The sequence below is a fragment of the Nocardia sp. NPDC058497 genome (genome assembly GCF_042720195.1).
Classification (GTDB): Bacteria; Actinomycetota; Actinomycetes; order Mycobacteriales; family Mycobacteriaceae; genus Nocardia.
In genome coordinates, this window is sequence record NZ_JBHXMY010000824.1 from 1 (window position 1) to 2,010 (window position 2,010).

The window sequence follows — 2,010 nt, forward strand, 5'->3', positions numbered from 1 at the left end:
GTCGCACCCTCTCCGCGGAGAATACGGTCGACCATAACGCGGAGCATGGCTTGTTTCGTGTCCTCGTGTCGCATGCTGTCGCTCACCTGCCCAACGATAGTCGCGCCGCACGTCGCTGCGCGTTTCCCGGGTTGCGGCGTGCTGCGATCGCTATCGTGCAGGGATTCGGGCAAGGCTCTGACGGGAGTGAGTGCGTGAAGCAGCTGACCAGGTCCGGCGGTGCGGTGCGGTTGGCGCCGCCGACATTCGGCAGTTTCCTGCGCTGGTTGCGCGATGATCGCCGGATGTCGCGCGAGCGGCTGGCGATGTCGGCGGGGGTCAGCGCCAGCTACGTGACTCATCTGGAGTGGGGCGACAGGGATCATCCGGCGCGCGCGGTCGTCGAGGCATTGGCGGACTGCCTGGATCAGGCCAGGGCGCTGCGGGTGACCGAGCGCAGGCATCTGTTCGACCTGGCGGGGATTCCCATCGCGGCGACTCCCACGATCGGCCAGTTGCGCGCAGGCATCGGCGAAGACGCGCTCCGCAGTCTCGACGCGCACCGTGGCGGGATGGCGGGATACTTCGACTCCCGCGGCGATATCCTGGCGCTCAACACGGCCGCGCGCACGATGCTGCCGGGACTGCGCGAGGGCGGCAACGGGCTGCACTGGCTGTTCGGTGACCAGCTGGCACGGCAGGTGGTCGTGAACTGGGACGACGTCGCGCGGATGTCGGTGAGCGGACTGCGCGGGCGAATCGGCGCCGTCGGCCAGGCGGGATGGCCGGAGCATCTGCTCGACGAGCTCGGAATGTACCCGGAGTTCTGTGTGCTGTGGAACGAAGGCGAAGTGACGTTTTCGACGGGGCTGTCGCCGATTCGACTCCGCGACCCGATGACCGGTCGACCGGTCGACGTCACCGTGCAGGTATTCGACGTCGACGTGGTCGACCACCCGGGGTGGGTGCGAATCTTCCTCGGCACGTAATACGGCCACGCTTTTACTCTGCTCAGTGGTAGTACCGAATGGAGTCATTTCCGGTGACCCGCGGTGGGATCGCAGTGATGACCCCGAGTCGTATAGTTCGGAAACTGAACGAACCGTTTCGAGTGCCGCTCGAGTCGGCAATATACGACTGATGCGCAGCGCCGCAGCGAATTGTGCACCGGTGGATCGTTGGTCGAGTCACAGGGGAACAAATGAATTCCACGCGCGGGCTCGATCCAGAGGGCGGCGACACGGCACCTGCGTCCCGGCCCCGGGGTTTCCACCTCGGCGGGGCGATCGGCGCGCTGGTCCTGGTGTGGCTGTCGCTCACACCGTCACTGCTGCCCAGGGGGCCACTGTTCCAGGGAGTCGTCACCGGCGCGGCGGCAGCCATCGGATACGGACTCGGCCTCGCGGTCGCTGCGCTGATGTGGTGGATGCTGCAACGAGAGCCGGGGCCGACGCCCACGGTGGTTCGCTGGGGGTTGGGAATCGTCGCAGCACTCGGCACGGTCACCGTCCTGGCCTGGTACGCCGATTGGCAGAGTGATCTGCGTTCGCTCATGGGCGTGAGCGGCCTTGCCTGGCACGCGTATCCGATCATCGTGGCGATCAGCGCCGTTGTCTTCGCGGTGTTGCTCGCGGTGTCGAGGTTGTGCTGGGCGCTGTCGCGCTGGGTCGGTGGACTGCTGGGGCGTGTGCTGCCCACTCGCGTCGCCGCTGTGCTGGGTGGTGTGGTCGTGGCGGTGGTGGCTGTCGCCGCGATCAACGGCGTGGTGGCCGATGTCGCGATGTCGGCGCTCAACGAGACGTTCAAGGCTGTGAACGAAGAGGATTCGCCGGATACCGAAGAACCCGTCGTTCCGGAGCGCTCCGGCGGACCCGGATCGCTGGTGAGCTGGGACTCGCTCGGCAGGCAGGGGCGGATCTTCGTCGCCAACGGTCCGACCCCACGCGACCTGACCTGTCTCTTATACCCCTCTGTCGCTGGCGGCGGAGAGAGTGGTGTTGTTGTCGGTGGGTGTGGGGTGTTGGCATCTGT

At 66.5% G+C, this 2,010-nt stretch carries 2 protein-coding genes; both read left to right on the forward strand.

Going from position 1 to position 2,010, the window contains the following annotated elements; translation table 11 throughout:
* Positions 1 to 194: 194 nt before the first annotated feature.
* Positions 195 to 968, forward strand: a complete 774-nt coding sequence (locus ACFWPJ_RS31410) for a helix-turn-helix domain-containing protein (protein WP_378856931.1) — start codon at positions 195 to 197, stop codon at positions 966 to 968.
* Between the two features lie 212 nt (positions 969 to 1,180).
* On the forward strand, positions 1,181 to 2,010 hold an 830-nt coding region (locus ACFWPJ_RS31415), incomplete at its 3' end, for an alpha/beta-hydrolase N-terminal domain-containing protein (RefSeq protein ID WP_378856933.1).